This is a genomic window from Nostoc sp., assembly GCF_041747015.1.
Lineage (GTDB): Bacteria > Cyanobacteriota > Cyanobacteriia > Cyanobacteriales > Nostocaceae > Nostoc.
Genome location: NZ_JBGTFY010000149.1, coordinates 1 through 3,914 on the forward strand (window position 1 = coordinate 1; position 3,914 = coordinate 3,914).

Here is a 3,914-nt window from a genome sequence, read left to right on the forward strand (position 1 = left end):
CTGCGGTGTTGCAACTCCCGTCAACGAAACTGGAAATGCCTTTTCTCCTAATCTTGGGACACGGCGTAATTATGCCGCAGCAGCCACATTACGGATGCTCAACTGTCTTTTGGGTGTTTAAACAAAAACCAAAGCCATAAAATTTAAACGTTGCTGTCCCTTTCAATGTACTAACGGCAAAGTCCCAACGGGTAGAATCGTCAAAGACGTAGTGTAGCGCATAGGCTCAAGTAATTTTGATGAACAAAAAACTGTTTTTAACAAAGCACTGCCCCTTTTTAAGCGCCCAGGGAGAAGACTCGCTAACGCTACGTTATCCGCCAGTCATACAGAAAACCTTCCTGAATTCTGACTCCTGACTCCTGAATTCTGATTGATAATTTTTAAAAATCATTATCCGTAAAGGGAACTATAGATGGTGAAAACCTTTTCAACGATGGGTAAAATTCTAACCTCGCAGCATAATCATCTGTTTGAGACACTGACAGTTCAATTGTTTGCTGCTCTTTTTGATCAAAAAGCAACTGTATTTGATAATTTGTCCAGAATTGCTCACCTAGTTCATCTTCTAAATCGAAAAGCCGTTCTTCATCACCCCATATATTTGACCAAAGTCCGATCCTATTAGCGCGAAAATGATTTTGACCATTTGCATCTCCAATTACAAAATATGCTTCGACATTTAAATCAAATCCCAAGTCATCGACCTCTACCTCTGCTATTTGACAGTTAACCACTATCAAGGTATCGGGGTTAACGTTTACTACCTGCTCTTGGCGCTTTAATAATTCTTGAAGCACAAAATCAGGCAACAACTGGGAACTCTCCTCAAGTAATTGTTTTTGAGTTTCTGGGGAGTAACGAGTTTTTAATTCTTGGATGATTAAAGTTAAAATATTTCCACTAGCTAAATTGACAACTATCTTTTTATCTGCGGGATTAAGAAAACTTCCCAGATTCAGATTAATGTGTTTTTTAATTTGCATAGTTCTGTAAAATCCTTTGAATTTGAAAAGATTATTCACAAATCAATCTAAAACGGATGTCAGGAAGAAATATCACCTTAGCTTCAGTCCTATGTTTTTAGCAAGATGTACTTAACAGCAATTGCATCCTTGAAATTATCATTATAAATGACTGTAATTTGGGAGCCAAAAAAGATTCATGCGCTAATATTTAAAAATGCCACAGTGCTTGACCAATTAACGTATTGGTTGAGTAAGTAACGAGTAAATAAAGTTTTAATAATGTCTATTTGCTCACTGGTCAAATTTGCAGCCAGATGATCTGTATAGCTTGGTCGATTAGGATTAGCAGTAAATAAACGCTTGATCAAATTATCAGAGATGTGCATTGGTGTCAAATACTGTTCAACAACCACTTGTACGCAGTGTCCATTTGAGGCAAAAATGTGATGCAAATCATCAGCGTCCCAGTTAAGCATGGGGTCAGAGGCATCTGTATAAATAGCTTCTTCCGCTAAAACTAATCGCTCATACAATTGGGCATCTAAATTTTGGTTGGGCAGTAAGCGGTAAAACCTTTGGGTATGACGAGGTACTGTCTCAGCTAAAATAAGCTTGACTGAGTGCGGGAGCAATTGAGTTAAAATTTGAGCAGCAAGTGCCTTATCCGCTTGGCAAGCTAATACATTGCGCCCGATAATAGAGTCAAACTGTACATTTGGTGCAAGAGATGCCAGCATAGCAGGTATCTGTGTAATAGATGCAGTAAAAACTATTGGTCGCATCGTTTCAGGAAGTGCCGCAGCAAGTTCTATTAAAGCATTGGCATCAGAGCTATTGCGAACACAGACATAAACCCCGCCTTCAGGAACTTGCCGTATTGCTTCCCAAGTAAGTAAACCAGTGGCGGCATTTAGATCCAATACTAAATGATGACGTTGTAATTGAGCGAAATTGAAAATGCGCTCGCGCACAGATGCTAATTGTGTACTTACCTGAGAAAGTGTACGTTGCAACCAGCGCTCATCTGCTCGGTCAACAGTTCCATAAGTCATGACTTCCATTGGTGCAACACCAATACCTTCTACTATTGCAGCAAGTTGAGCTTCTCGACGACGTGCCACTTGTGTTGCGATTTGATGTTCATAACCTTGGGTTGATGGTTGGTAAAACAATTGGCCTTGCAAGCTCTTGGGCAAATATTGCTGTTCTACCCAATGATCAGGGTAAGCGTGAGGATAGAGATAACCCGCTCCATGCCCAAAACCTTTTTTATCCCGATTGGCATCTTTAAGATGAGTGGGAACGGGAGCAACATTTTCAATTTCTACTGCTGCTAAAGCATCAAAAAAGCCCATAAGGCTATTGGACTTTGGTGCAGTCGCTAAATAAAGTACTGCCTGTGCCAAATGATAACGTCCTTCCGGCATTCCCACGCGATCAAAGGCTTCGGCACAGGCATTTGTAACGACAACTGCTTGTGGGTCAGCTAATCCGACATCTTCACTGGCAAGAATTAACATCCGACGGAAGATGAAACGCGGGTCTTCACCTGCATAAACCATTTTGGCCAGCCAGTAGAGTGCTGCATCTGGGTCAGAACCTCGTAAGCTCTTAATAAAAGCACTGATGGTATCAAAATGGGCATCCCCTTCTTTGTCGTATAAAACAGCACGCTGTTGAATTGATTCTTCTGCCACTGCTAGAGGAATATGAATAACACCTGTAGCATCTGCGGATGTAGTCTCTACAGCCAGTTGCAAGGCATTCAATAATGAACGAGCATCACCATTGGCAACATTAACTAGATGAACTAAAGCATCTGTGTCAATTTGTACTGTTAACTTGCCATAACCGCGTTCCGAATCAGCTAGTGTTTGCTCAACAATTTTGTATAAATCTTTATCAGTTAATTGTTGAAGTTGAAAAATCCGCGAACGGCTGACAAGTGCTTTGTTGACCTCAAAAAAAGGATTTTCGGTGGTAGCACCAATGAGAATGATTATGCCATTCTCTACCCAAGGCAATAGAGCATCTTGCTGAGACTTATTAAAACGATGGACTTCATCGACAAAAAGAATAGTTCGTTGATTATGGAACTTGCGCTTTTGTTGGGCTATTTCAATTGCCGCTCGAATTTCTTTGACTCCCGAAAGTACAGCATTAATAGCGATGAAGTAAGCGCGGGTGGTGTTGGCAATAACACGCGCTAAAGTAGTCTTGCCAGTCCCTGGTGGCCCAGAAAAGATTAAGGAAGACAGTTGATCCAAACTAATAGCACGCCGCAGTAGTCTTCCTTGCCCGATAATATGCTCTTGACCAATAAATTGATCGAGTGTCCGGGGACGCATCCGAGCCGCCAGTGGTGCTGATTCTTCGGTTATTTTTGTAAGATGCTGGTCAAACAAATCCATTATTTAATACGTCTTCATTCAGTGCCAACTCTGATTTTTGAGAAAAATCAACTATCATCTCATTAATTCTGACAACATCTGCTCAAGAATATCTGACATAATTTCCTCGTTTAAGGAGTGCAGAGTTGGTGGTCCGCCAAGAAATTCTTTGATAGTTATCTTCTGTTCTTTAAAGTCTTTGACAAAATCCCGAATCTGAGAAACAACGTTAATTTGATTGTCTATGGTTTCTAGCATAATAGCCATAGAGTCAATGCCTTTTTTAGCAGCTTTGCGAGAATCAGAAACCATAGTTCCAACGTGAGTATTTTTTGCCAAACGTAGTTCCCGTTTCAAGTTTTCATGTTGCGTCAGGAGAATTTGATTTTGCTGTTCTATAGTTCGACATTTCCGAGTCAAGTCATCTTCGCTATTATTGTCAATAATTTCCCCGACTTGGTGAAGCTGCTCAATTTCTAGAAGTCTTGCCAAATCACCTTCTTGGTAGGCTTGATTAATGGATTTCATAATTTCTGTATGATCTGTCTGTGTCTCG

Annotated in this window: 2 protein-coding genes and 1 pseudogene; all 3 read right to left on the bottom strand. The window is 40.5% G+C overall.

All coding sequences use genetic code 11. The annotated features are described in order from the left end of the window. Window positions 1-383: 383 nt before the first annotated feature. Window positions 384-986, bottom strand: coding sequence for a hypothetical protein (locus ACEW80_RS11745; RefSeq protein ID WP_373526747.1), 603 nt, complete (start codon window positions 984-986; stop codon window positions 384-386). A 176-nt stretch (window positions 987-1,162) separates the two neighbouring features. Then, entirely contained in the window at window positions 1,163-3,379 is a 2,217-nt protein-coding gene (locus tag ACEW80_RS11750; RefSeq protein WP_373526748.1) for an AAA family ATPase, read from the bottom strand. 54 nt (window positions 3,380-3,433) lie between these two features. After that, window positions 3,434-3,914: pseudogene (locus ACEW80_RS11755) on the bottom strand (molecular chaperone DnaJ); the annotation flags it as partial.